The sequence below is a fragment of the Pseudarthrobacter sp. 1C304 genome (assembly GCF_052245515.1).
In the GTDB taxonomy this organism is placed as follows: Bacteria; Actinomycetota; Actinomycetes; order Actinomycetales; family Micrococcaceae; genus Arthrobacter.
The window spans coordinates 354,095-378,623 of the sequence record NZ_JBQQCH010000001.1 but is presented as its reverse complement, the minus strand read 5'-3'; the positions used below and the strand labels follow the sequence as shown (position 1 = coordinate 378,623).

The window sequence follows — 24,529 nt, the reverse complement described above, 5'->3', positions numbered from 1 at the left end:
TTCCGGGCAGGCTCAGTTCGTGTGCGGGCGGATCTCCACACCGTCGCTGCAGTGCAGCAGCGTGCGGCCGCGGCCGCCGTCGAGGTCCACCCACACGGCCGTATGGTCCGCCGTCACGGCGTCCACCCGCCCGTCGGTTTCGTAGCCGGGCACCAGGCGGACGCTGACCCGGTCGCCCTGCTGCAGGCTCTTCCAGTGCGCGTCGGGCGCCGCCGGGCGCAGGGGCATATCGTCTATGTTTTTCATGCGGTACCTGGCCATGATGTCCCACCGTCACTGAGCTGATCCGTCGTGAGATTCCACCGTAGGGCGCGAAGGTGAACGCCAGTTGGCCGGAAGCTGGGAGTCCGGTGACTGCGGGTGCCAGCGCGACCGGTTCAGGCCAGCCGGACACCCAGGGCTGCGAGCTTGGCCTCGAGGATCTGGGCGACGCCGTCCTCGTCGAAGTGCGGCGCCTGCTGCCCGGCGGCGAGGATCGCTTCCGGATGGCCGCTGGCCATCGCATAACCGTCGCCGGCCCAGCGCAGCATCTCGATGTCGTTAGGCATGTCCCCAAAGGCCACCACATCGGAGGCCCCGATTCCGAGGGAAGCCGCGTATTCGGCGAGCGTCACGGCCTTGTTCACGCCGGGCAGGGACAGCTCCAGCAGGGCCATGTTCGGCGCCGAATGCGTCGCCGCGGCCAGGTGGGCCACAGCGGGGGTCACCTCAGCCAGGAACTCGTCGGCCGTGCCCTCGCGGACAATGGCCATAAGCTTCACCACCGTGTCTTCGGCGGAGAGGGTGCTGTGCAGCGGCGCGGGGGTGACCTCTGCCAGCAATGCGCTGCTGCCGGAGTTGAGGAACCCCGGTTCCAGGTGGAAGCCGCCCAGCGTCTCGGCGGCAAAGACAGCGGAGGGCCGCAGCCCCTGGATGATGCGGCGCGCCTCGAATACGGCGTCGAGTTCAATGCCGCGGGCCGACACAAGGCGGTCCGCTTCAAGGTCCCAGACCACCGCGCCGTTGGAGCAGATGACGGTCCCGGCGTGCCCCAGCCGGTCCTGCAGCGGGTGGAGCCACCGCGGCGGGCGTCCGGTGACGAAGACCAGTTCGACGCCGGCCTCCCGGCACGCGTGGAACGCCCGGACGGTCCGGTCACTGATTTTTCCGTCGTGTCCGAGGATCGTTCCGTCAATGTCACTTGCTACCAGCCGCATACCGCCAGTCTACGGGGCGGCGGGCCGCCGGATTGGCCGGGGTCCGGCGTCGAACTCGACGGAAACGTGCCTAGACGCCGGAACGTTACGTCGACCCCGCAGGCTTCCGGCGAATTCGGGGGGCGGCGGGTTCAGCGCTCGTAGAGTCCGGTCAGGGTGGCCCGGGCCAAGGTGTGCGGGGCGAGCTTCGACTCCAGTGCCGAGGGATGGGCGCCGGCGCCGAGCCCGGAGTGTGCGACGTCGAGGGCGTGGACCGTGACGATGTACCGGTGCGGGCCGTGGCCCCGGGGCGGGGCGCCCCCCATGTATCCGGTGCTGCCGCCGTCGTTCTTCAGCTGGAACGCCCCGGACGGCAGGTGCCCGCCCTGGCGCGCGCCTGCCCCGGCCGGCAGGGATGTGGTGGCTGCGGGGAGGTCAACCACGGCCCAGTGCCAGAAGCCGCCGCGGCCCGGAGCGTCGGGGTCGAACATGGTGACGGCGTAGCCCTGCGTGCCGGCCGGGGCGCCGCTCCAGCTCAGCTGCGGCGACTCGTCCTTGGCGCCGGCACCGGTGGAGGCGCCGCGCTGGGCCGGCGGGAGGGTCTGGCCGTCCTGGAATGACTCACTGCTGACGCGGAAGGACGGGGCAGGGTCTTGCTGGTGCTGTGCCATGGCTGCCTTTCAGTTGCTGGGGAGGTGTGCACCTTCGGCGCCGTGGCCCGCTGCTTTGGCCGGCTGCGCGCCCGCGTCCACCCGGTTCAGTTCCGCCCGGGTGGGCGGGTTGGCGCCGGCCCGGGACACGGTGACGGCGGCGGCCCGGGCGGCACGGTCCAGGAGTTCCCGGAGGCTTTCGGCGGAGAGTTCCCTCAGATCCTTGCGGTTCTGCGCGCCGTCGAGGCCCAGGTCCACGACGCCGGACAGCAGGGCCGCCATAAAGGAATCCCCCGCGCCCACGGTGTCCGCCACCTTCACGGACGGCGCCGGGACGTGCGCCTCGCCGGCGGCATTTACGCCCCAGGGCCCTTCGGCGCCGCGGGTGACCACCACCATGGCGGGGCCTTCCGAGCCGCCGAGGGCCAGCCAGCGCCGGGCCGAATCCAGCGGGTCCTCACCGGGGTAGAGCCACTCGAGGTCCTCGTCCGAGGCCTTGACCACGTCCGCGAGCGCCACGAACTTTTCCGCCTGCCGGCGGGCGTAGTCCGCGTCGGAGATGATGCTGGGCCTGCAGTTGGGGTCGAAGCTGATGGTCGCCGAAGGATGGGCATGCTCGACGGCGGAGAGCACCTCGGCGGCCCCGGGAGCCAGCATGGTGGCGATGGAGCCGGTGTGCAGCAGCGTGGTCGCCTGCAGCATAAACGGCAGCCGGTCCGCGAGTCCGGGAAGCTCCCAGGCGAGCTCGAACGTGTAGCTGGCGGCGCCGTCGTCGTCGATCAGGGCGGTGGCGACGGACGTCGGGAGCCCGTCCGGGGCCAGCGGGAGCAGCACGGAACTGGACTTCAGGTGGGCGGCCACCGAGTCGCCGTAGGCGTCGCGGCCGTAGCGGCCGATGAACTGCACCGGATGGTCCAGCCGGGCCAGTCCCACGGCGACGTTGAGGGGGCTTCCGCCGACGTGGGCCTGGATGCCGGAGGATCGCTGGACCACATCAACCAGGCCTTCGCCAATAACTGTGAGCATGCCCATACTCTGCCAGAGAACCAGGGCAGGTGCCGCAGTGTTTCGGTGCGCGGACGTTCAGGCGGGTGGCGCCGCCGGGGCCGGGGCGCTGTCCACCGGGATGCTGTCCACCGGGATGCCTGCGGAACCGGCGTCGTCGAATTCCGCGTCGATGTGGACCACGTCCCGTCCTGCGCGCTGCAGCAGGCTCGCCGCGATGCCGGCCCGGTAGCCGGAGGTGCAGTGCACCCACAGCTTCCCGTCGGGGAGTTCGGCCAGGCGGTGCAGCAGTTCGTGGACCGGCACATTGACAGCGCCGGCCACCCGCGAGGCGGCGTACTCGTCGGCGCGCCGCACATCGACCACGGTGTCCTGCGGATCCCGGCCGGCCATGACCCCGTCCCAGCCCACCCGGGGGTAGGAGGCAAGGGCGGCCCGGGGCGCCAGGGAGTGCGGGTCCGTGCCGAGGGCGGCGTCCGGGGCGTCGATGCCGATGCGGGAAAGATCCCGGATGGCGCGTTCGACGTCGTCGCGGGTTCCCACCAGGGTCAGCTGCTCGCCCCAGGGCAGGATCCAGCCCAGGTACGTGCTGAAGTTGGTGCCGTATTCGAAGCTGGCGCTGCCCCGGAGGTGGCTGCTGGCGAAGGCCACGCGGCGGCGCAGGTCCACCACCCACTCGCCCGCTTCAAGCCGGCGCACGAGTTCGTCGGCATCCAGGGATTCCGGCACGGCCAGGTCCGCCGGGCCGGGACCGGCCGCGTTGGTGACGCCCATATGGGCGTAGTAGGAGGGGTAGGCCGTGAGGTTGGCGATCAGCTCCCGGACGAAGTGGTCCTCGTCCGGGTCCGTCAGGGCGTGGTTGCTGGCCAGCTGTTCCCCGATCGTGGAGGACCCGGCACCGCTGGCCGGCCCGGAGGAGCAGAACGAGCCGAACCCGTGGGTCGGGAACAGGGCGGCGCCGGGCTCGGCCTCCCCGGCGAGCCGGCGCACCGAGGAGTACTGGTCATGGGTCAGGCCAAGCGTGTCCCCGGCGCCGACGAGGTCCGTGCGGCCCACCGAGCCGTAGAGCAGGCTTCCGCCGGAGAACACGGCCTGCTGCCCGCCGTCGTCCACGATGAAGGACAGGTGGGTGTGGGTGTGGCCGGGGGTGGCGACGGCTTTGACCGTCAGCGCACCGACCCGGACGGTTTCCCCGTCCGAGATCGGCTGCCGCTCGAACTTGACCGGGTCGGCCGCGTTCACCAGGTAGCTGGCCCCGTGCGTCCGCGCGAGCTCGAGCCCGCCGGTGAGGTAGTCGTTGTGGATGTGGGTCTCGGCCACATGCGTGATGGTCACCCCGGCGTCGCGGGCCGCCGCCTCCACCCGGTCGGTGTCCCGCTGCGGGTCGATGACCAGCGCCACGGTGCCGTCATGGACAAGGTAGCTGCGGTCCCCGAGTTGGTCGGTTTCAATGACAACGACGTCCATGATGCGCTCCTGGCTGGGGTGGGCACGGCTCGCGGCAGGGCCGTCCGGCCGCGCACTCTCCATGATCAAACCCCCTGGGGTATGAGCGCAAGACCTCCTGCTACCGGGAGGGGCCGTCCTGCTGGTAGACGTCCGGGATCCCGTCCATGTCGGCGTCGACGGTCTCCGCCTCCTCAACCTTCCGGTACTGCCGGTTCCTGGTCTTCAGCACCAGCGTCGCCAGCAGGGCCGCCAGTACGGAGGCCGTCAGGATGCCCACCTTGGCATGGTCATCATGAATGCTGCCGTGGCCGAAGCTCAGCTCGGCAACCAGAAGCGAGACGGTGAAGCCGATGCCGGCCAGCAGGGACACCCCGAAGACGTCGATCCACTTGAAGCTGGTGTCCAGCCGCGCCTTGGAGAGCTTGGTGAGCAGCCAGGTGGTGCCCATGATGCCGATCGGCTTGCCGAGGACCAGCGCCAGGATGATGCCCACGGCCACCGGGTCGGTCAGCGCCGACACCAGTCCGTCCCAGCCACCTACCGCCACGCCGGCGGAAAAGAACGCGAAGATCGGGACGGCAACGCCGGCGGAGATGGGCCGGAACCGGTGCTCGAAGATTTCCGCGAGGCCCGGGCCGGCCTCCGGGCCGCCGCTGGCCTGGGAGCGCAGCACCGGGACGGCGAAGCCAAGGAGGACGCCTGCCACGGTGGCGTGGATGCCGGAGGCGTGGACCAGGGCCCAGGTGACCGCGCCGATGGGGAGCAGGATGAACCAGGCCGCTGCCGCCTTCATCCCGAAGAAGCGGCGGTACCGGTGCGCCAGGAAGGCGTAAAGGGCCAGTGGAATCAGGGCCAGCAGCAGCGGGGCGACCTGGAGGTCGCTGGTGTAGAAGACGGCGATGATGGTGATGGCGATCAGGTCGTCCACCACGGCCAGGGTGAGGAGGAAGATCCGCAGGGCGCTGGGCAGGTGGGAGCCGATGATGGCGAGCACGGCCACGGCGAAGGCGATGTCTGTGGCGGTGGGGATCGCCCAGCCGCGCAGGGTCTCCGGGCTGGTGAGGTTGACGACGGTGTAGATCACGGCCGGGACGATGACGCCGCCGGCGGCCGCGGCGACCGGAACGATGGACTTGTTCAGCTGCCGCAGGTCCCCGGCGACGAATTCTCGTTTGAGTTCGAGGCCCACCAGGAAGAAGAAGATTGCCAGCAGCCCGTCGGCCGCCCAGGCACCGAGGCTCAGTTCCAGGTGCCAGGGTTCGTAGCCGAACTTGAAGTCGCGCAGCGCGAAGTAGCTCTCGGAGGCCGGTGAGTTGGCCCAGATCAGGGCGATCACCGCGGCGGCCACCAGGAGGGCGCCGCCGACGGTTTCTTTGCGAAGGATCTCACCGATCCGCAGCGACTCGGCGTAGCTGCCGCGGCTGAAGATGGTCAGCCGGGGCTTGGCGGGGGGTTGTGTGGGGCTCATACGGGAAGTCCTAAAAGTTGGGTCGACAGATCCATGCCGACCAGACTTCCCGGCGCACCTGCCCTCCAGTCTAGTGGGTTATGCCATGGTGCTGAACCGCTCGGCCTTGGTTTTGCTGCCCTGGACGATGATCTGGTCGTCGTCGTAGAGAACCGTCTGGGCCGTCGTGTGGCCCCAGACGCCGCCGGGCCGTTTGACGGCCACGATAGTGATGCCGAACTTGTCCCGGAGCCCCAGCACGCCGAGCGGCCGGTCGCGGGCGGCGGCGGGCGGGCTGGTGCGGATCATGACAAAATCGTCCTCGAACTCCACGTAATCAAGGATTGAGCCCAGGACCAGGTGCGCAACGCGCCTGCCCATGTCGTGTTCGGGCCGGATAACGTGCTCGACGCCGAGCTGGCCCAGGATCTCCGCGTGCGGTTCGCTGATGGCCTTAGCCCAGATCTGGGGACGCTGGAACTTCAGCAGCCGGGACGTCGTCAGGATGCTGGCTTCGATGTCCGAGCCGATCCCCACCACGGCGCGGTCAAACTCATGGACAGAGAGCTGGCGGAGCGCCTCTTCCTTCGTGGAGTCGGCCCGCACCACGTGGGTGAGCCTGCCGTTGTAGGACTGGACGATGTCCTCGCTGGCGTCGATGCCGAGCACCTCGGTGCCCTGCGCCTCCAGTTCCAGGGCCAGGGAGCCGCCGAAGCGGCCCAGGCCGATCACCACGACCGAGGAGGCCTTGTCAACGCCGGCGGCGGAGTGGGACGAGAAGATATTCCTAGCCAATGAGGGGCCTTTCCTTGGGGTACTCGTACAGCAGGGGCCGTTCGCGCAGCGCGAGGGCCGCGCCCAGTGTGACCGGACCCAGCCTTCCGACGAACATCAGCAGGATCAGCACCAGCTGACCGGCGGGAGGGATCGCGGCGGTGATGCCGGTGGACAGCCCCACCGTGGCGAAGGCGGAGATCACCTCGAACAGGATCCGTTCCTGCCCGAAATCGGTGATCAGCATCAGGAACATCGTGGCGCCGGTGACCAGGGCGATCGCCAGGAGCACCACCGTGATGGCCTGGCGGTGCACCGCGCGGGACAGGCGTTTGCCGAAGACGTTCACGGCCGTTCCGCCCCGCAGCTCGGTGCTGAGGATGAAGAACAGCACGGCGAAGGTGGTGATCTTCAGGCCGCCGGCGGTGCCGGCCGGGCCGCCGCCGATGAACATCAGGATGTCCATGCCGAGCCACGACACCGGGTGCATCTGCGCGATGTCGATGCTGTTGAAGCCCGCGGTGCGGGTGATGACGGACTGGAAGAACCCGGCCAGCAGGCGTTCGGCCGGGTGGAGGCCCCCCAAGGTGGCCGGGTTGGCCCATTCGACGGCGGTGAGGAATACGGTTCCGCCGGCCAGGAGGGTGCCCGAGCCGACGAGGACAAGCTTCGTGTGCATGCTCCAGTGGATGGGGCGGCGGTACTGCCGGCCCAGTTCGAACAGGACCGGGAACCCGAGCCCGCCGATGATGACGGCGGCGGCGATCGGCAGGCAGATCCACGGATCCCCGACGAAGCCCATCAGGTTGTCCGAATACAGGGCGAAGCCGGCGTTGTTGAAGGACGAGACGGAATGGAACACCCCGTGCCACACCGCCTCTCCCAGCGGATAACCGTAGCCGGCCATGAAGCGGAGGGTGAGGATCAGAGCCAGGGCCGCTTCCACGGCCGCGCTGATGAGCAGGACGCCGACCAGCACGCGGCGGACGTCGCCGAAGCCGCTGCTTTTGGTCTCGGCGGCGGCGGAGATCCGGGATTTCAGGCCCAGCCGGCGGGCGGTCAGTACCCCCAGCAGCGTGCCGAAGGACATCACGCCGAACCCGCCGATCTGGATCAGGACCAGGATGACCACCTGGCCGAAACCGCTCCAGAACACGGGGGTGTCCACCGTGATGAGGCCTGTCACGCAGACGGCGGACGTGGCGGTGAACAGCGCCTCCAGCAGGCTGGCCCCGCCCCCGCCGGCTTTCGCCGCGGGGAGCAGCAGCAGCCCGGTGCCGGCCGCAACCGCGGCAGCAAAGCCCAGGACGATCACCTGGGCCGGGTGCCGGGGCGCGAACGCGTGCGTGAACCGGGTGAAGCCCGCAGCCAGGGCGCGCGGAACCGCGGGAACTTCGACGTGCATAGGGCTCACGCTACCACCGGGCGGCGGCCGCGGCGGGCCGGATCAGCCGAGCAGGAGTTGCACCAGTTCGCGGCATTTCCGGTAGGCGGGCGCCTTCGGGTCGATGAGGGCGAAATGGTCGCCCGGGACCCGAAGCAGCTGGACCGGGTCCCCCACAGCTTTGGCGGCCGCCGCGTAGGAGTCCGACTGGCTCAGCGGGACGGTGTCGTCGTCCGTGCCGTGGACGGCATAGATCGGGATCTGCAGCGGCATCGCGCTCATCGGATCCGCGTATTTATGCCGTTTGGGGTATCTATCGGAGGAGCCGCCCAGCAGGTTGCTGACTGCGCCGTTGCTGAGATTCAGCCGCTCGGCCTCCGCGAGGTTGAGCACCCCGGACTGGCTGACAACCCCGGTCAGGTGCACCGCGCCGGCCTCGTCCTTGCGCACCAGCTGGCGGTCGGCGTCGGGGGCACCCAGCAGGTACAGCCGCCTCCGGCCCGCCGCCCAGACCGCGAGGTGCCCGCCGGCTGAGTGCCCCAGCGCCACCACGCGGTCGAGCGCGAGGCCGTGGTCACCGGCGATGTCCGCCAGCTTGTCGATGCCGGCGAGGACGTCCGAGAAGGTGTTGGGCCAGCCCCCTCCGTTGCCGGCGCGGCGGTATTCCAGGTTCCACGCGGCCATGCCGTGCGCCGCGAGGTCCTTGGCCAGCGGCTCGCCGAGCTCCGCACCGTACTGCGAGCGCCAGTACCCGCCGTGGATGACCACCACCACGCCTTTGGTGACGGCGGTGTCCGGCAGGAAGAGCTCCCCCCACTGGCTGGAGTCATCGCCGTAACTGTACTTTTGTCGCTTCACACTGTCCTCCTTGGGGCCCGGTGAACAGGCGGCGGTGATCGCCCCCAAACTCACCGTCGCTGCGGCCGCGATAAGAGCCCGACGCCGCACATCAGCCATGTGGCGAGCCTACCTGAGCGCCGCGCGGCGGGACGCAAGGCGGCGCCGGGCCATGCGCGGTGGGTGCACCGCGCGGGTGTCCGCCCCGCCGCCGTCGTACCTCCGCCGTAAGCTGGACGCATGGCGAGCAACTGGGACCGGCTGGACGTGGGCCTGCGCGAATCCGTGCAGGAGAACGTGGAACTGTACGAACGGGTGCGCCCTGCCCTGAAGTTGGTCACCCGCGAGGTGCTGCTGACGCTGCGGAGCATGCTCAAGGGAACCGAGGTGACCCCGCTGTTCGTCACCGGACGGACCAAGACGGTCGAATCCTTCCGCGAGAAGATCTCCCGGACGGAGAAGCCGCTGGAGCCGGGCGGTCCGCCGGTGCTGAAGTTCCCGGATCCGTTCCGGACCCTGAACGACATGGTGGGCGTCCGCGTCATCACGAAGCTGCCGGCGGAGAACGCGGTGGCGGCCAACCTGATCAAGCGCCAGCGCCAGCTGTTCGACTGCCGCGGCGACCGCGAAAAGGACATCGGTTCCATCGAGTCCGGCACGTACGGCTATTCCAGCCGCCATCTGATCCTGCGGACCATCCAGAACGAGACCGTCAAGGAGTACCAGCAGGTCTTCAATCCGGACGTTCCGCCGAACGGCAGCTACTTCTTCGAATGCCAGATCCGCACCGTGTTCGCGCACGCCTGGAGCGAGATCGAGCACGACATCCGCTTCAAGGCCGAGGATCCGCGTGCCTGGACCCCGCATTTTGACCGCCAGTTCACGGCCACGGCCGCCATGCTGGAAACGGTGGAGGGGGCGTTCGCTGACCTCAATGAGCGCTACGAGGAGGTCCGCAGCTACTGGGACATGGACGGCGAAGGCGCCGCGCAGCTCACCCCCAACCGGATCCGCGACGTCTGGCGCACCCTCCTGCCGCACGTGGACCGGAAGGTCGACGACGACTGGGGCTGGGCCGCGGAACTGATGGCGGCCCACGGCCTGAACCAGACCGTGCAGCTGGCCGGGCTGCTCAGCGCCAACCAAATCACCGAGGTCCGCCGCGCGCTGGACCACCGCTACTCCCCCGGCCCGGACCGGCTCCTCGATGACCTGCTGCTGTGGCAGTACGGCACCAAACACATCGACCTCACCGCGGAACCGGCCGACGCCGTCCCCCACCCGCGGCGCGACAGCCTCCTGCGCCGCCTCAAGCAGATTGAGCGCTACCGCCTCACCCAGGGGTAGCGCGCTGGTTCTCCCCGCCTTTGCAACGCCGACGCCGGTACTCACCGGCGGTTCGGCACGCCACGCCGGGTGCCGGCGTCAAAGGTGGCGAAACGCCGGCGCCGGTTCCATGGTCCTGGGGTGCGGGGGCTTACCTGTGGGCGTACGTGAGGCAGTCGGCGTTGTCGACGCCCGGGCCCACATGTACCTCGGTGGCCTTGCACATCAGGTGGTCGTTGTGCGCGCATTCAGTCCGCTGGCAGGCGCCGACGTCGGCCAGTACCTTGGGTAGCCCGCCGTGCACGCCGATGTCGATGAAGGTGGCGCAGGAGGCGTGGTCTTCGGCGCCGCCGACGGTGATGGCCGCGGCGTTGCAGTTCGAGTGGTCATTAAACGAGCAGTTGGTCACGCTGCAGTCGGCTACGTGCGTCGTCATGGGTATTCCTCCGGGGAATCCGGCCGCCCGGGCCGGGCGGCTCCGTCCGTCCACGGTAGGCCCGTCCCCGGCAAACAAAAAGACCCAATACTGTGCCCTAATACCGGCCGGCGGTCCGCTATGCCTCGGGGTTCCGGAACCGTGCCACGTATTTGCGCTGCCAGGGGGTTTCGACGGCGCCCCGGCGGTACCGTGCGCGGACAAACTCGACGGCCTCCGCGGGCGGAACGCCGTCGAGGACGGCAAGGCAGGCCAGGGCGGTGCCGGTCCGGCCGCGGCCGCCCCAGCAGGCCACTTCGACCCGCTCGGTCTCGGACCGGCGCCAGGCCTCCATCAGGGCGTCCAGTGCGTCGGCGTCGTCGGCCGGCAGGCGCAGGTCCCGCCAGCGGACCCACCGCGAGTCCCACGCCACCGGCGCCGGGCGGCTTCCCAGCAGGTACAGGCCAAACTCGGGCCGCGGGCCGGCCGGAACCGGCCTGAGCAGTCCGCGGCCCCGGATGAGCCGCCCGGACGGGAGTTCCAGGACTCCCGGCTGGCCTGGATCCCAAGTCTGGGTCATGGTCACGAGCGTAGTCCTTCCGCCGGCAACCCGCACCGTCCGCGTTCCTGCCCGGTTACTCCCCTGCCGCACCCGGAAATCGCTGGTAAGGCGGGCGCCGCGCAGTGGTTTTCCGGGTCCGGGCTGAAGTAACCGGGCGGGAGCGCAGCCTAGTGGCCGGCGTCGAGCTTTCCGGCGAGCCGTTCGCGCATGAGGACGCTGGCATCGTTGAGCCCGGTGATCGTCACGTCCTTGCCGTGGTGCCGGTACTTTTCGGTGATGGCATCGAGCGAGGCGATGGTGGAGGCGTCCCAGAGGTGGCTGTCGTGCATGTCGATGACCACGCGCTCCGGGTCCAGGGCGTAGTCGAACTGGGTGTAGAGGTCGTTCGAGGAGGCGAAGAAGAGCTCGCCGTCCACCTTGTATGTGGCGACGGGGACGCCGTCGACCTCTGCCACGGTGCGGTCGACGGTGACGAAGTGCGCCACGCGCCGGGCGAACAGGACCATCGCCACCAGGACGCCGACCCCGACGCCGATCGCCAGGTTGTGCGTGGCGACGGTGACGATCACGGTGGAAACCATCACGAGGGTTTCACTCTTAGGCAGCGCCCGCAGGGTTGACGGGCGGATGCTGTGCCAGTCGAACGTGGCCACGGAAACAAAGATCATGACGGCCACCAGGGCGGCCATCGGGATGAGCGAGACGATGTCGCCCAGGACCACCACCAGGATGAGAAGGAATACACCGGCCAGGAAAGTGGAGATCCGGGTGCGCGCGCCGGAGGCCTTGACGTTGATCATGGTCTGGCCGATCATCGCGCAGCCGCCCATGCCGCCGGTGAATCCGGTGACAATGTTCGCCACGCCCTGGCCCCAGGCCTCGCGGGTCTTGGGCGAGCGGGTGTCCGTGATGTCATCCACGAGTTTGGCGGTCATGAGGGATTCCAGCAGTCCCACGAACGCCATGGCCAGGGCGAACGGGAAGATGATTTGCAGGGTTTCGAGGCTGAAGGGGACGTTCGGGACGAACAGGGTGGGCAGCGAGTCCGGCAGGGCGCCCTTGTCCCCCACCGTCGGGACCGCAACGGCAGCGAAGACGGTGATGAGGGTGAGGACCACGATCGCGACGAGCGGGGCGGGGACGGCCCTGGTGAGCTTCGGCAGGCCGAAGACGATCAGGAGCCCGACGGCGGTGAGCGGGTAGACCAGCCACGGGACGCCCAGCAGCTCAGGGACCTGGGACATAAAGATCAGGATCGCGAGCGCGTTGACGAAGCCCACCATCACCGAGCGCGGGATGAACCGCATCAGCTTCGCGACTCCGGACAGGCCCAGGATGATCTGGAAGATGCCGGCCAGGATCACCGCGGCTATCAGGTAGTCCAGGCCGTGGGACTTCACCAGCGGGGCGATGACGAGGGCTACGGCGCCGGTGGCCGCCGAAATCATGGCCGGGCGGCCGCCGACGAAGGCGATGGTGACCGCCATGGTGAAGGACGCAAACAGGCCGATCCGCGGGTCGACGCCGGCAATGATCGAGAAGGCGATGGCCTCCGGGATGAGCGCCAGCGCGACCACCAGCCCGCCAAGGACCTCGGTCTTGAGCCCCCGCGGCGACGTCAGGGTTCCCCGCACGGACTGGAGCTGTTCAGGGGTGAACACCGGGGGAAGTTCGGTTTTGGTGGCGGCCATTGCTGGCTCCGTTCATGGTCGAAAAGACGTACGTCAGGCTTCGTGGGGCAAATGAATGTGGGGGGCGCAGCGCCGCGCCCGCGGACAAGGGAAACACGTCGAATGTGGCTCGACCCTGCCCCTCAACCCTACCCTAACGTGATGGTAGGGTTTAACCCCGAGTACGTAGAGGAGACCCAGTGACGGCCAAGGCCACCCGCGCCAGCACCATGCACATCGGCGAACTGGCAGACCGCACCGGCCTGTCCCTGCGGACCATCCGTCACTACGACGACGTCGGACTCCTCCCCGCGAGCGCACGGACAGACGGCGGCTTCCGGGTGTACTCGGAGGATGATTTCGATCGGCTGATGGTCATCAAGCAGATGAAACCCCTGGGGTTCTCGCTCGAGGAAATGGCAGAGATCCTGGGCCTCCTCGCGGAGGAACCGGGCGCCCCGGAGCGCGGGGGCCGGCTCGCGGAAATCCTGGAACAGGCGGCGCTCCAGCGCGCCAAAATGGCCCGCAATCTCGCACAGGCCGACGACTTTATCGCCATGCTCCGCGGCCAAACCGCCTGAGCACCACGGCGAAGGGCCCGCTGGGGCGAAACCAGGCCGGCCGCCGGCCTAAAATACGACATATTTCCTGCCAGGGGTCACGAACTGGCCTGAGGGCGGCCGGACTGGCACCATTTTTTGGATGCTTGAGGCAATCAAATCACCCGAGTCCGCCCCGGAGGCCGGTAACGGCACAGTTCCGGCCAACCCCGCCCTGGCCGCCGAGGCGAAGACCGCACTGCCGTCCGCCGTGTTCTCGCTCTGGCACAACATCTCCGGCGCCGTCGTCGCGGCCTGGCTGGCGCGGCGCCCCCTGCGGGACGGGTAACGGCCAAGCGGCCCGCAGGGGTCCGGGTCAGTACCCGGTGCTGCGGCCGCCGCCCAGGACGTCCGCGGTCCCGGACAGCCCCAGCCGGGTGGCGCCCGCCGCGGTCATCGCCTGCGCGGCGGCCCAGTCCCGGATACCCCCGGAGGCCTTGACGCCGAGGCGCGGAGCCACCGTGCGTGCCATCAGTTCGACGGCGTGGGTGGTGGCGCCGCCGTCAGGGTGGAAGCCCGTGGAGGTCTTGACGAAGTCGGCCCCGCCGCTTTCGGCGGCGGTACAGCAGCGGACGATCTGCTCATCGGTCAGCGCCGCGGTCTCGAGGATGACCTTGAGCACCGTCGGCGCCGGCACGGCCGCCCGGACGGCGCTGATGTCCCGTTCGACGGCGTCGTAGTCACCGGCCCGGGCGGCGCCGACGTCGATCACCATGTCGATCTCGTCCGCACCGTTGCGCACTGCCTCCCGGGCCTCGGCAGCCTTGACGCTGCTGTGGTGCTTGCCTGAAGGGAAGCCGCAGACCGCGGTGATGCGGGTGCCGGTGACCGCCAGCGGCAGCGGCAGCATGGACGGCGAGACGCAGACCGAGTAGGCCCCCAGCCGCGCGGCTTCGGCGGCCGCCTGCTCCGCCTCGGCCCGGGTTCCCGTGGATTGCAGGAAGGTGTGGTCCACCATGGAGGCCAGGCCGGCCGCAGTCAGTTCAGTCATGATTCTCCTTGGAGGTAGTGGGCTACTTGCAGGTGGCCGAGTCGCCGATGCCGCGCAGGTACGAGCAGAACTCCTCGACGCCGGCACCGGTGATGAGCCTGCCCTGCAGCACCCGGGACTCTTCGACCTTCTCGCCGCTGGCCACGGCATGGCCGATCTTGGCGACTTCCTGGCCGAGGGCGAACGGGGATTCGGCGTTCGTGGCGTACATTTCGCCGCTCTTGACGGCCGCCAGGGCATCGCCGATTCCGTCGTTTCCGACGATCTTGATCGTGTCCAGCAGGCCCCGTGACTTGACGGCGGCCACAGCGCCGAGCGCCATTTCATCGTTGGCGCCGTAGATCCCGGTGATGCCCGGATTGGCCTGGAGGATGTTGGTGGTGACGTCCAGGGCCTTGCCGCGGTCGAAGTCCGCGGACTGGACGGCGACGACCTGCACGCCCGGGCATTCCTTCATTCCGGCCTTGAACCCTTCGGACCGGTCCCGGGCAACGCTGGTGCCGAGGAGGCCCTGCAGTTCGGCCACCTTGCCGGTCCCGCCGACTGCTTCGCAGAGGGCCTTGGCGCCGTTCTTGCCGGCCTGGACTGCGTCGTAGCCGATGAACGCGGCCAGTTTGCCCTGGTCGGGCACCCGGTCGAACGCGACCACGGGGACGTTCGCCTGGTTGGCCTTGACGGTGATCGATCCTCCCGCTTCGCTCGAGGTCGGGTCGAGCAGCAGCACGCCGGGCTTCTTCACCAGCGCCGTGGTGGCCTGGTTCAGCGAGGCGGTGTCGTTGTTGTTGGCGTTCTGCACGTCCAGGGTCACGCCCAGCTTCGCTGCCTGGTCCTTGGCGCCGTCGCCGACGGACACGAAGAAGGGGTTGTTGAGCGTTGAAATGACCAGAGTGGCCGTTTTCTGCTGGGCGCCAGCGCCGCCGTCGTCCGTGGAGCGCACGGCCGTGGTGACGCCGGCGCCGACCACCAGGAGGCCCGCCACGGAGATCATGGCGACCTTGGGAAGGAACGGAGCCGGGGCGCCGGTTGCGGCCGCCTTCGCCGGGCCGGCCGTGGTGGTCTTTCCGGAGCGGAAGATGCGCATCAGCACACCGGAGTTGCGGTCCACGAACACGGCCAGCAGGATCACTGCGCCCTTAACGACGCTCTGCAGGAACGGCGAGACGTTGAGCAGGTTGAGCCCGTTGTCGATCATCGCGAGCAGGACCGCTCCGACGAGCGTGCCCAGCAGCGCACCGCGGCCGCCGGCGAGGCTGGTCCCGCCGATGATCACGGCGGCGATGGCGGCGAGTTCGAGGCCGGTTCCAGCGGTGGGCTGCGCCGTACCGAGACGTGCGGTGAGGATGAACCCGGCGGTGGCGGCGAGGACACCGGAGATCATGAAGGCGAGGATCTTGACGCGGTCCGTGCTGATGCCGGCGAGCCGGGCGGCGTCGGCGTTGTCGCCCGTTGCGTAGAGCTCGCGGCCGTACCGTGTGCGGGCCAGGATGTAGCCGAACAGCACACCGAGGACCAGCATGATCCAGATGGGGGTGGGGATGCCCAGCAGGTTGCCCTGGCCCAGGGCCAGGAACGCCTCGTTGGTCACCTTCACGGGGTTGCCCTGGGAGAACTGCAGCGTCAGCCCGGCGAAGATGGACATGGTTGCCAGGGTGGCGATGAACGAGGGCATTTTGGCCTTGGTGACCAGCACGCCGTTGATGAGGCCGGCCAGCGCACCGACCGCGAGGCCCGCGGCGAGGCCGGCGACAACGCCGTGCTGGCTGATCACGCTGGCGGTGGTGATCGCGCTGAAGCCGAGGACCGCGCCGACGGACAGGTCGATCTCGGCGAGGATGATCACGTACGTCTGCCCCGCGGCGATCAGGGCGACGACGGCGGCCGTGAGCAGGACGTTGAGCATGTTGGACGGCTGCAGGAACAGGGGCGTGGCGAAGACGAGCGCTATGGCAACGAACGCCAGCATCCACACCGCACGCAACTGGTCACTGAAGAGGGATATTTTTTTCATCGGGATACGGTCTCCATTGCGTGTTCCAGGACGGACTGCTGAGTGAGGGCGTCGGAGGTCAGTTCAGCGTTGATGCTGCCTCCGCGCATGACCAGCACCCGGTCCGACATTTCGACTAGTTCGGGAAGGTCTGATGAGACCAGGACGACGGCGACGCCCTGGGCGGCGACGTCATTGATGATGGAGTAGATCTCCGCCTTGGCGCCCACATCGACGCCGCGTGTGGGTTCTTCCATCAGCAGGATCGCGGGGTTGCTCAGCAGGCAGCGGGCCAGGAGGACCTTCTGCTGGTTGCCGCCGGAGAGGGTCCCGACGGCGTCGTCGATGCTGTTGCACTTGACGCTGAGCCGCGTGGAGACCTCCTGGCACCGGTCCCGCTCGCGTTTCAGTGCCACAATCCCGTTCCGGGTGATGGCGGCCAGGGTGGCCAGGGATTCGTTGTGCGCGATGGGCTGCGCCAGGGTAAGGCCCTCAGCCTGGCGGTCCGGGGTCAGGTAGGCCACACCGGCGCTGATGGCGTGCCGGGGCGACTTCAGCGTCAGCGGCTTGCCGTCGATACTGACGGAGCCGGCCGCGGTGTCCAGCCCGAACAGCGCGCGCAGAACCTCGCCCTTGCCGCTGCCCATCACGCCGCCGATTCCGAGGACTTCCCCGGCGCGGACCTGGAAGGAAACCCCGTTGACGCCGGCCGCTTCGAGGTCCTTGACGTCCAGCCGGACACGGTCCGTGGCGTGGTGTTCCTTGGGGTAGAAGTTCTCCACCTCGCCGCCCACCATGGCGGCCACGACGGCGGCTTCGGTCAGTTCCGCGGCGGTTCCGGTTTTGGAGACGCGGCCATCGCGCATCACAACGATGCGGTCGGACAGGGCGAAGACTTCGGGGAGCCGGTGGCTGATGTAGATGACGGCAACCCCGGCCGCCTGGATCTTGCGCACCTGGGCGAACAGGAGCTCCGATTCGCGGTCGTCGAGGGCCGCCGTCGGCTCATCGAGGATGAGTAGCTTGACAGAGTGGTTGAGGCAGCGGGCCAGCTGTACCAGCTGCTGCTGGCCGAAGCTGAGCTTCCCCACCGGAAGGCGGGTGTCGACGTCGATCCCCACCTGGCTCAGCAGCTCGGCGGCGCGGGCGTGCATCTTGTCCTTGTTGACGAACAACTTGCCGAACTCGCCGGTGCCGTCGTGGGCGAAGATGTTCGAGGCGACGTCCAGTTGCGGGAACAGGTTGTTCTTCAGCTCCTGGTAAATGACCTGGATTCCGGCGCCCATGGCGTCCTGCGGGCCGCTGAATTTCCGCGCCTCGCCGTCGATGGAGATCTCACCGGAATCGGGCTGGTAGGCCCCGGCGATAATCCGGGTCAGGGTCGATTTTCCGGCCCCGTTTTCGCCCACGAGGGACACGATTTCGCCAGGTTCGATGCTGAGGTCCACGCCGCGGAGCACCCGGTTGGGGCCGAAGGACTTGGTGATGCCGCTGAGGGTGACCGCCATGTCAGTACACCACCCCGGCGACGAGGATGACGTTGGCGTAGGGGGTGAATTCGCCGGAACGGACGGCGGCCCGGGAATTCCTGGTCCGCTGCTTGAATTCCGTGTGCGGGACGAGGTCCAGCGGGATGCCGCGATTGCCGAGCCGGTCCTTGAGGGCCTCGAGGAGCTCCGGGCTGTGCTCGGCGATCTCCGACGCCGCGATGGCGCCTTCGGCCTCGACTTCGGCCAGGACGACGTCGAGGCACTCCAGGAACCGCGGCACGTTGGCGGTCAGGGCCAGGTCGATCCGTTCCACCCCGGCCGGGATCGGCAGGCCGGCGTCGGTCACCACAAGTTCGTCGGTATGGCCCAGTTCCGAGATGACCCGGGCGAGGGATGGGTTGAGGGTGCCGCTGTTTTTGCGCATAGTTGCTCCACTGCGTTGTAGAGGGATGAAAGGTGGGGGTGGGCTTTTCGCCGCTAGCGGGCCGTGGCGGCCTGCCCGGCGAGGAACGCGTCAATGGCTGCACGCTGCGGGAGGCTGGGGCTGGCACCGGCAACGGTGACAGCCAGCGCGCCGCCGGCCATGGCGCGCCGCAGGGAATCGTCCCAGTCCAGGCCTTCGGCCAGCGCGCTGCCCAGCACCCCGGCGAAGGCATCGCCGGCGGCCGTGGTGTCCACCGCTGTGACCCGGAACGGTTCCTGCAGCGTCACGGCGGTGCTGTCCGCGGACGTCCGCTCAACCACGACGGCGCCGGCGCCGGCCAGGGTGACCACGGCACGCCGCACGCCGCGGTCGGTGAACCAGCGGCCCGCCGCGGTGGCTGATGCGTGGTCGGTCACCTCGATTCCGGTGATAAGGCGTGCTTCGGTCTCATTCGGGGTGACGATGTCAACGTGGGGCCAGAAGTCCTCGTCCAGGGGGCCGGCCGGAGCCGGGGCGGGGTCCAGGATGACGGTGATGCCGCGGGCTTTGCAGGCGCGTGCCGCCTCCAGCGCCGATTCATGCGGGATCTCCAGTTGGATCAGGGCCACCCCGGCGGGACGTGCGGACTGGTCCAGGGATTCCCTGATGTGGGTCGGGCTCAGCCGGGAGTTGGCGAGCGGGATCATCACGATGTCGTTTTCCGCCGAGGCGTCCACCCGGATGTGGGCGATTCCCGTGGGGCCTTCCGTGCGCATCACGTGGGTGGTGTCGATGTTTTCCTCGGCCAGGGTCCCCAGGACCAGTTCGCTGAAGCCGTCGTTGCCCACGCAGCCGATCAGTGACACCTGGCTCCCGGCGCGTGCCGCCGCCAGCGCCTGGTTGGCGCCTTTGCCGCCCAGCACCATGGTGAAGGAGTTTCCGAGGACCGTTTCCCCCGGCTGCGGCAGGCGGTCACTGAAGCTGGTCAGATCGCAGGTGATGCTGCCGATCACCAGTACATTCCCGTTTCCGGGCACAGCTGTTGTCATGGGGTTCCTTAGGGGTGTGGTCAGGCGGGAGCGTCAGTTGAAGGCGGGGGCGGAGCAGGACTGCCGGATGGTCAGGCTCACCGGGAGTACTTTGTGTTCCAGCGGGGGCTGGTTGGGGCTGCCGAATCGCGCAATCCGTTCGAGCAGCAGGTCGGCGGCGGCGTGGCCCTCGGCGATGGCGGGCCGCGAGATCACGGTGACAGGCGCCGGGAGCAGTTCCGCCAGGTCGAAGTCGTCAAAACAAAGGAAGGAGAGCTGCCCGGGGATGGACACCCCGGCGGCGTGCAGGGAGAGCAGGGCGCCCTGGGCCATGGTGTTGTTTCCCACGAACAGCGCTGTCATTCCGGTGGGATTCTCGATCAGTTCCTGGGCGGCGCGACGGCCGAAGTTCCGGCTGAATTCGCCGATTTTGACGGCCTCGGCCGGAACTTCGATGCCGGCGTCGGCCAGGGTCCGGAGGAAGACCTGGTGGCGGACCCGTCCGGGAACGGTGTCCTGGCGTCCGCTGATGATGCCGAAGCTGCGGTGCCCCAGGGACAGGAGGTAGTCCGCGGCGGCTTTGGCCCCGCTGGCGTTGTCGACGTGGACCAGGTCGAAGCCCGGCTCATCACCCACGGTCCTGTCGATCAGCACCACCGGCTTGTTGAGGTCCGCCAGCATGCTGCGGGTGCGGTCGCCTTCTTCAGCCGGCACAATCGCGACGGCGTCGACGGCGTCGATGAGGTTACCCAGGAGTTCCGATTCCGCGCTGAACTGCTCATCGCTGCTGGCCACCACGATGCGGAAGCCCTGCGTCATGGCCCGTTCCTCGATGCCGCGGACCAGGGCGGCGAAGTAGGGGTTGGAGATGTCGGGGACAATCACGGCGATGCTGTGGTGTTTGCCCAGGCGCAGCCCCCGGGCGCTGGCGTTGGGCCGGTAACCGAGATCATTGATGGCCCGCCGGATCGCCTCGGCGCTGCGGACGTTTTCCCCGGCGAGCATGCGCGAGACGCTGGCGATCGACACGCCGGCGAGCTTTGCCACGTCATGGATGTTTGCCACTGATGCACTCTCCTTTGAGTCTGCCGGGCCCGTTTCTCCGGCCTTTCGTGGCCGGAGCGATGCGCCGGCTGTGAACCCAATCACTCCGGCATTCGACAACTGTAAACGTTTTCAGTTGAGGGCGCAAGAGCGGGATTGGGAAACCGTTTCGGCCGGAGCGGCGTTCAGGAACTCCCCCGACCGGAATCCGGGGCCGGGTCCGGATCCGGGTTCCGGGGAGCGGCCCGCTGGACTGCCAGCCGGCCGACCACCCGGGCGACCGCCCGCTCGGCGAAGGCATCCGCCGTCGTGCCGGCTTCCGGGGCCAGCACGTCGACGCCGTCCGGCGGCGCCGAGTCCGCGACGAGCAGCTGGGCCACGCCGCGGTCGGCGAGTTCCGTCATGGCCTCAAGGTCGACGGCGGTGCGGGACGCCGGTACCGAGCCGAGAATCACGCCGTCGGCTCCGCCGGAGAGCATAAACTGCCGCCAGCTGTCGCCGACGAGAATGACCGGCTGGTAGCCGCGCCGGGGCAGGATCCTCGCCGCGGCGGCAGCGAGTCCGCGGTCCAGGGGATCCTCAAGATCCGTGATGGCCATTGCCACCACATCGGTACGGCCCCGCCGCATCCCGCGGGCGGCACCGTTGGGCACGTAGCCAAGATCGCCGGCCGCGGCATGCACACGGTCCTGCGTGGGCTGGCTGATCCGGGTATTGCCGCCGGTGCGGCCGGACAGGACGTAGGAGACCGTGGTCAGGGACACTCCTGCAGCCTCCGCGACATCGCGGATGGTGGGCTTGGATCCGTGCCGCACTGGTGACTCCCGGGTACTTCTCCGCCGCGGACGTGCGGCACTGCTGGAAACGTCGTCGTGGGGTTGGCCCCACGGTGAACTCTAGCCCGAAGCGGGGGGCGGTTCGTGGTGGACGCCGCGGGCTGGGGCGTCGCCCATGGGCAGGACTCTCCATCGCCCAGGAATTCGTTTGCCGATAGTGTTCGGGGAAACGAGTCTTTACATCCATTGGGGGAAACGCATGGCTCCTGGCATCTACGGTGCTGACGTGGCGCAGCTAAGGTCGCTCTCCAAGTCGATCGGGCAGTCCGGCGCCGCCCTCCAAAGGATTGAGGCCACCGTCAACAGCGTGGTCGGGTCCGCTGTCTGGAAAGGCGCCGATGGAGAACGCTTCCGCAGCGAGTGGTCCTCCACCCTGCGCCCGATGCTGCGTAACTCGAGCGACACGCTGCGGGACCAGGCAAAGAGCCTGCTGGCGCACGCGGACGAACAGGAAAGGACCAGCACCGGGTCCTCCGGCGGTGGCGGCTCCGCGGCGTCAGCAGGCGGTGCGGCCTCCGGCTCGCCGCTGGCCCACGTCTTGGATCCCGTGCTGGACGCAAACGGGAATCCGGTGTACCAGGTCGCCAACGCCGCAGCCTCGGGCGCGGGACTTGGGGCAGACGTGCTGTTGAGCCAGATGAACAAGGCCGGCCTGCTGACCAGGATGCCGTGGAGCGTGCTGGGCGCACAGTACGGCCAGGCGCCGGGACTGGGATACCTCAAGGGCACCCAGCTCTTGAACGGGCTGTCCATGGTGGGCCGCGCCGCCGGCGTCCTCAGCATCATCGGGGGAACTGCCCAGTTCGCCGACGGAATGCTGAGCGGGGATTCCAATGCCATGTGGGATGGCGGAGTGTCCACCGTGCTGGCGGCCGGCAGCTTCGTCCCCGTCGTGGGCCCCTTCTTTGCCGGGGCGAGTCTGGCCTGGGCGGGCATGGGTCTGCTGTCCAAGAATCTCGGCTACGGCTCCACCTCAGAGATGGTGGTGGACGGCGCCAAGAAGGTCGGTAGTGTCATAGCGGACGGTGCAAGCGCCGTCGCGGACGGGGCCAAGAAGGTGTGGGGCTGGCTGGGCGGCTAGCCCGGCTTCCCGCCGGGCAGAGGAATGATGACCACACGACGTGAGGAAAGAATGAACGACGAGACCCCGCTCCGCCTGACAGACCACGAACTGCTGGCCCTTCTTGCCGTGAACCCGACGCCGTCGGCAGATACCACCCGGGCCGTGTTCCGGCTCTCCCCTGTAGCGGACAACGAGCTGCTGGAGCAGGCCGGCATCACCACTCTGCTGGTCCGCGGACTGGCGGAAGTGTCGGGCAATGACATCGTGCCCGTGGACAAGGGCGCCATCGTGGCCGCTGTGGTCTCCACGGCCGAAGAGTGGCTTGAAGTCGCCCTGGTCACCCCGGAAACGGACCACGTCCTGTTTACCGCCGGGTCCAAGGACGGCGCGCTTCTGCTCAACCTCAACCGGTACGGAGTCCACGAGGTGCAGCCGGTGGATCCCGGCGCCGGAATGCTCCAGCTCGGGCTGCAGATCGCCCGGCACTACCTTGAAACCGGAGCCGAGGGCTACCCTGCGGCGGCCATGATCAAGCACCACCGGCTGTCCGGGCCGCCGCTGACCGCGCACCTCAAGGTGGAAGCGGACCAGTCCTGGACGCTCGCCACCGGCGACGACGGTGCGGATAAGACCGAGGCGATCGACGCCGCCGATGCGTTCCGCCGCTTCGAGTCCGCCCTCACGTTCTGATTCTGCCGCGGACCCGTCCGCGGAAGGCCTGCCCGATCGCACACCAGAAAGCCCAGCCGGAATGACAACCCAGCCGCACGCCCGTCCGTCCGCCCCCCGGCAGTTTCCGCTCAGCTACTGGATCGCCGAGGAGGTCCAGCCGTCGGCGCAGGCCTTGGCGCCGAGCGCCCTGCGCGAGATGGCCTGGAACTTCGGCCAGGTCCGGGGTCTCGCCGCCGCATGCCTTGGCGTCGGTGCTGCCTGTCTTGGCGGGGCAGCACTGACGCTGCTCGTCAGTCCGGCCGCTGTGGCGGTCCTTCTGGGCCTGCTCATTGCGGGAATGGTCCTCATCGGCACCGGCGTGCTGTTGCGGCGGCGGGCCAAACACCGTGTGCCCAGCGTACGGCCGGTGATGGCCTCGCGGGCCCCGGGGAAGCTGAGCTCGGGCATCGGGCTCACACTGTTCCTGTCCGCGGTGCTGGGAGTGTTGTTGCTCCCGGCGGCCATCAGCCTGGAGGCCGGCGCGGGCGGAATGGCCGCCGTCGTGGCCATGTACGGCCTGTTCCTGGTGGCGACCAGCAGCGTTTTCGCTCTTCCGGCCTACTTTATGCAGCATGCCCGCCGGGACTTCCGCGCGGCAATCCTGGCAGACGCGGAGCTCCGGAGCGCCCTCGAAACAATGTCACCGGTGTGGACGGATCCTATGGGCTACCGGGAATTCGGTCCGCTCTGACCCGCAACCAACCAGGGCCCGTTCCGACGACAGGCGACGGAGTGCGACTGCTCAGCGCGCCCCTGTGACATCGCTACACGGTTTCGGTCACTTGTCGCAGGTACACCGCTGCTCCTGGGGGACGTCTGCCATCACCGAGTCGACATGCTCGCCGCAGCCGGCCCAGGTGACTTTTCCACAACGATTACAACGAACTGCAGCACACATATGGACTCCTGGTTCTGGGTGCCGCGGGTGAGGCACCTGAGACTACAATAATACCCCATAGGGTATATTGGAGCCGTGACAGTCACCCAGAAACCCGGGCATCGCATTCCGACGCGCACGGATCGGGCACCGGCAGGTTCAGAGCGCGTCCGGGCCATTTCGCAGGTGCTCCGCAGCTGGTCGCGGGCGCGCGTGGCCGCGACTCTCGTCGCTGCAGGCCTGGCCGCCGTCTTCCTGATGACCGCTAATGGCATGAGCACCGGCGCTGGCACCGGCTGGACGGGCTACGCCCTGGTGTCTGCGGGGTCGATCCTGGCCGGCTTCCTGGCAGGCAGCTACGTGAACGCGCCGATCGGCGCGGCCGCCACACTGTGCGATCTGCGGTGGCCAGCCCTAGGCCTCTTCGGTGCGGCGTGGGCGAGCTCGGCAAGGGAAGCAGCTTCGTCCGCCCAGATCGCCGTCGGCATCCTGTCCTTGGCCGTGATGGCGTGGGCCCTGCACGGGCGCCTGGAATTGGAGCGTGAGATCGTCTTGAGCCGCGGCGAACCATCGGACACTGACGCCTGCACCGGCTGCCGCCCGCTGTTCCCCGCCAAGCGAGGGCCGCGGGACTGAGCCGGCCGGCACTGCGGTCCCTGTCAGCGGCGGATGCATACCCAGCCGTCCCGTTGCCGCCTGGCGGGTTGGGCGATGGCTGCCGGGGCCGCAACACCACTCCCGCGCCGGCATCCGGGCGGCTGTTTTACATCGGCAAGTGTGTCACGTAGCCTCGCAGGTGCATCAAA

Annotated in this window: 25 protein-coding genes and 1 pseudogene; 7 read left to right on the top strand and 19 right to left on the bottom strand. The window is 68.7% G+C overall.

The annotated features are described in order from the left end of the window. Positions 1–12: 12 nt before the first annotated feature. The 9 genes from ACTWQD_RS01810 to ACTWQD_RS01770 all read right to left on the bottom strand — a co-directional run bounded on the left by ACTWQD_RS01810 (position 13) and on the right by ACTWQD_RS01770 (position 8,742). Positions 13–261 (bottom strand): hypothetical protein, encoded by a 249-nt coding sequence (locus tag ACTWQD_RS01810; protein WP_443194491.1) that lies wholly within the window; start codon positions 259–261, stop codon positions 13–15. A 116-nt stretch (positions 262–377) separates the two neighbouring features. Further along, positions 378–1,196, bottom strand: a complete 819-nt coding sequence (locus ACTWQD_RS01805; protein WP_443194490.1) for an HAD family hydrolase — start codon at positions 1,194–1,196, stop codon at positions 378–380. A 131-nt stretch (positions 1,197–1,327) separates the two neighbouring features. Beyond that, the gene (locus ACTWQD_RS01800) at positions 1,328–1,846 is read right to left on the bottom strand and encodes a YbhB/YbcL family Raf kinase inhibitor-like protein (RefSeq protein WP_443194489.1); all 519 of its coding nucleotides are present in this window, start codon (positions 1,844–1,846) and stop codon (positions 1,328–1,330) included. A 9-nt stretch (positions 1,847–1,855) separates the two neighbouring features. Further along, complete coding sequence (locus ACTWQD_RS01795) at positions 1,856–2,851, bottom strand: carbohydrate kinase family protein (RefSeq protein ID WP_443194488.1); 996 nt, start codon at positions 2,849–2,851, stop codon at positions 1,856–1,858. Between the two features lie 57 nt (positions 2,852–2,908). Then, positions 2,909–4,297, bottom strand: a complete 1,389-nt coding sequence (locus ACTWQD_RS01790; protein ID WP_443194900.1) for an MBL fold metallo-hydrolase — start codon at positions 4,295–4,297, stop codon at positions 2,909–2,911. 100 nt (positions 4,298–4,397) lie between these two features. Further along, on the bottom strand, positions 4,398–5,747 hold the full coding sequence (gene nhaA / locus ACTWQD_RS01785; protein ID WP_443194487.1) for a Na+/H+ antiporter NhaA: 1,350 nt from the start codon (positions 5,745–5,747) through the stop codon (positions 4,398–4,400). Between the two features lie 78 nt (positions 5,748–5,825). Beyond that, positions 5,826–6,521, bottom strand: a complete 696-nt coding sequence (locus ACTWQD_RS01780; RefSeq protein WP_443194486.1) for a potassium channel family protein — start codon at positions 6,519–6,521, stop codon at positions 5,826–5,828. Then, entirely contained in the window at positions 6,514–7,905 is a 1,392-nt protein-coding gene (locus ACTWQD_RS01775) for a TrkH family potassium uptake protein (protein ID WP_443194485.1), read from the bottom strand. Before ACTWQD_RS01775 ends, ACTWQD_RS01780 begins: the two co-directional genes overlap by 8 nt. Before the next feature lie 42 nt (positions 7,906–7,947). After that, positions 7,948–8,742 carry an alpha/beta hydrolase gene (locus tag ACTWQD_RS01770; protein WP_443194484.1) on the bottom strand — a complete coding sequence of 265 codons (795 nt, stop codon included), beginning with the start codon at positions 8,740–8,742 and terminating at the stop codon, positions 7,948–7,950. A gap of 219 nt (positions 8,743–8,961) precedes the next feature. Between ACTWQD_RS01770 and ACTWQD_RS01765 the strand changes: the two genes are divergently transcribed. Further along, the gene (locus ACTWQD_RS01765; RefSeq protein ID WP_443194483.1) at positions 8,962–10,068 is read left to right on the top strand and encodes a GTP pyrophosphokinase; all 1,107 of its coding nucleotides are present in this window, start codon (positions 8,962–8,964) and stop codon (positions 10,066–10,068) included. A 130-nt stretch (positions 10,069–10,198) separates the two neighbouring features. On the opposite strand, the gene ACTWQD_RS01760 is transcribed toward ACTWQD_RS01765, so the two are convergent. From ACTWQD_RS01760 to ACTWQD_RS01750, 3 genes are all read right to left on the bottom strand, one after another. Then, positions 10,199–10,483 (bottom strand): DUF1540 domain-containing protein, encoded by a 285-nt coding sequence (locus tag ACTWQD_RS01760; RefSeq protein WP_443194482.1) that lies wholly within the window; start codon positions 10,481–10,483, stop codon positions 10,199–10,201. Positions 10,484–10,601: 118 nt separating this feature from the next. Further along, on the bottom strand, positions 10,602–11,042 hold the full coding sequence (locus ACTWQD_RS01755; RefSeq protein WP_443194481.1) for a protein-tyrosine phosphatase family protein: 441 nt from the start codon (positions 11,040–11,042) through the stop codon (positions 10,602–10,604). A 149-nt stretch (positions 11,043–11,191) separates the two neighbouring features. After that, the gene (locus ACTWQD_RS01750; protein WP_443194480.1) at positions 11,192–12,715 is read right to left on the bottom strand and encodes a SulP family inorganic anion transporter; all 1,524 of its coding nucleotides are present in this window, start codon (positions 12,713–12,715) and stop codon (positions 11,192–11,194) included. Between the two features lie 209 nt (positions 12,716–12,924). Between ACTWQD_RS01750 and ACTWQD_RS01745 the strand changes: the two genes are divergently transcribed. Together ACTWQD_RS01745 and ACTWQD_RS01740 are read left to right on the top strand one after the other, a co-directional pair. Beyond that, the gene (locus ACTWQD_RS01745) at positions 12,925–13,275 is read left to right on the top strand and encodes a MerR family transcriptional regulator (RefSeq protein ID WP_443194899.1); all 351 of its coding nucleotides are present in this window, start codon (positions 12,925–12,927) and stop codon (positions 13,273–13,275) included. A 184-nt stretch (positions 13,276–13,459) separates the two neighbouring features. Then, positions 13,460–13,582 (top strand): annotated as a pseudogene (locus ACTWQD_RS01740) (bile acid:sodium symporter family protein); the annotation flags it as partial. 27 nt (positions 13,583–13,609) lie between these two features. On the opposite strand, the gene deoC reads toward ACTWQD_RS01740, so the two are convergent. The 7 genes from deoC to ACTWQD_RS01705 form a co-directional block, all read right to left on the bottom strand. After that, the gene (deoC, locus tag ACTWQD_RS01735; protein WP_443194479.1) at positions 13,610–14,284 is read right to left on the bottom strand and encodes a deoxyribose-phosphate aldolase; all 675 of its coding nucleotides are present in this window, start codon (positions 14,282–14,284) and stop codon (positions 13,610–13,612) included. 22 nt (positions 14,285–14,306) lie between these two features. Continuing rightward, on the bottom strand, positions 14,307–16,292 hold the full coding sequence (locus tag ACTWQD_RS01730; protein WP_443194478.1) for an ABC transporter permease/substrate-binding protein: 1,986 nt from the start codon (positions 16,290–16,292) through the stop codon (positions 14,307–14,309). Beyond that, positions 16,289–17,779: a sugar ABC transporter ATP-binding protein gene (locus ACTWQD_RS01725; RefSeq protein ID WP_443194477.1), complete on the bottom strand. Its 1,491-nt coding sequence runs from the start codon at positions 17,777–17,779 to the stop codon at positions 16,289–16,291. Before ACTWQD_RS01725 ends, ACTWQD_RS01730 begins: the two co-directional genes overlap by 4 nt. Before the next feature lies 1 nt (position 17,780). Continuing rightward, positions 17,781–18,185, bottom strand: a complete 405-nt coding sequence (gene rbsD, locus ACTWQD_RS01720) for a D-ribose pyranase (protein ID WP_443194476.1) — start codon at positions 18,183–18,185, stop codon at positions 17,781–17,783. A 53-nt stretch (positions 18,186–18,238) separates the two neighbouring features. After that, positions 18,239–19,213 carry a ribokinase gene (locus ACTWQD_RS01715; protein ID WP_443194475.1) on the bottom strand — a complete coding sequence of 325 codons (975 nt, stop codon included), beginning with the start codon at positions 19,211–19,213 and terminating at the stop codon, positions 18,239–18,241. Between the two features lie 33 nt (positions 19,214–19,246). Continuing rightward, entirely contained in the window at positions 19,247–20,257 is a 1,011-nt protein-coding gene (locus ACTWQD_RS01710) for a LacI family DNA-binding transcriptional regulator (RefSeq protein WP_443194474.1), read from the bottom strand. A gap of 164 nt (positions 20,258–20,421) precedes the next feature. Then, on the bottom strand, positions 20,422–21,051 hold the full coding sequence (locus tag ACTWQD_RS01705; protein ID WP_443194473.1) for a LacI family DNA-binding transcriptional regulator: 630 nt from the start codon (positions 21,049–21,051) through the stop codon (positions 20,422–20,424). Positions 21,052–21,271: 220 nt separating this feature from the next. Between ACTWQD_RS01705 and ACTWQD_RS01700 the strand changes: the two genes are divergently transcribed. The 4 genes from ACTWQD_RS01700 to ACTWQD_RS01685 all read left to right on the top strand — a co-directional run bounded on the left by ACTWQD_RS01700 (position 21,272) and on the right by ACTWQD_RS01685 (position 24,359). Next, positions 21,272–22,153, top strand: a complete 882-nt coding sequence (locus ACTWQD_RS01700) for a WXG100 family type VII secretion target (RefSeq protein ID WP_443194472.1) — start codon at positions 21,272–21,274, stop codon at positions 22,151–22,153. 51 nt (positions 22,154–22,204) lie between these two features. Then, positions 22,205–22,825 (top strand): hypothetical protein, encoded by a 621-nt coding sequence (locus tag ACTWQD_RS01695; protein ID WP_443194471.1) that lies wholly within the window; start codon positions 22,205–22,207, stop codon positions 22,823–22,825. 61 nt (positions 22,826–22,886) lie between these two features. Continuing rightward, the gene (locus tag ACTWQD_RS01690) at positions 22,887–23,537 is read left to right on the top strand and encodes a hypothetical protein (protein ID WP_443194470.1); all 651 of its coding nucleotides are present in this window, start codon (positions 22,887–22,889) and stop codon (positions 23,535–23,537) included. Positions 23,538–23,819: 282 nt separating this feature from the next. Next, on the top strand, positions 23,820–24,359 hold the full coding sequence (locus ACTWQD_RS01685; RefSeq protein WP_443194469.1) for a hypothetical protein: 540 nt from the start codon (positions 23,820–23,822) through the stop codon (positions 24,357–24,359). Positions 24,360–24,529: the final 170 nt, after the last annotated feature.